This window comes from Rhizobium sp. SVR5-2C (assembly GCF_056755115.1).
In genome coordinates, this window is sequence record NZ_JBNDHT010000309.1 from 1 (window position 1) to 769 (window position 769).

A 769-nucleotide genomic window follows, 5' to 3' on the forward strand; every position below is an offset into this window, starting at 1 on the left:
GCGACATGGCGAGCTACATCACCGGCGTCAACCTGATGGTCGACGGCGGATGGATGGCCGGCTGAGGCGATACGCCTGGTACGAACTGAAGAACAACCGAAAGGAAATAGACCATGGATCTTGGATTGAAGGGCAAGACGGCCCTCGTGCTGGGAGCCGGCGGCGGCCTTGGCGGGGCGATCGCAAAGACGCTTGCCGGGGAGCAGGCGCTGGTCGCCGTTGCCGATATCAACAAGGAAGCGGCGGAAAAGACCGTTGCCGACATCGGCACGAACGGCGGATCGGCAATGGCGCTCGAATGGGATCTGGCCAACCTTGGCGCCATCGAACCCAATCTTGCCGCCATTGAACAGCAGCTGGGTTCGGTCGACGTGCTGGTCAACATCACCGGCGGCCCGCCGCCGACGCTGGTGTCCGGCCAGAGCGTCGAAAGCTGGCGTAAGTATTTCGACAGCATGGTGCTGTCGGTGATCGCGATCAGCGACGCGGTGCTGCCGAAGATGCGGGAGAAGAAGTGGGGCCGCATCATTACCTCGACTTCCTCGGGTGTGGTCGCGCCGATCCCCAACCTCGGCCTTTCGAATTCCCTGCGCATGTCGCTTCTTGGATGGTCGAAGACCTTGGCCGGTGAAGTCGGCCGGGACGGCGTGACCGTCAACATCGTCCTGCCCGGCCGCGTTGCGACCCAGCGCATCACCTTCCTCGACGAGCAGAAGGCCAAGCGCGAGGGCAGGGCAGTCGAAGAGGTTTCGGCGGCGAGCACCGCGTC

The 769-nt window shown here is 63.6% G+C and carries 1 protein-coding gene; it reads left to right on the forward strand.

The window, feature by feature from the left end; genetic code table 11:
• Nucleotides 1-113: 113 nt before the first annotated feature.
• Nucleotides 114-769: SDR family NAD(P)-dependent oxidoreductase (locus tag ACPYOI_RS35835; protein WP_481420258.1), on the forward strand; the 656-nt coding region annotated here is incomplete at its 3' end.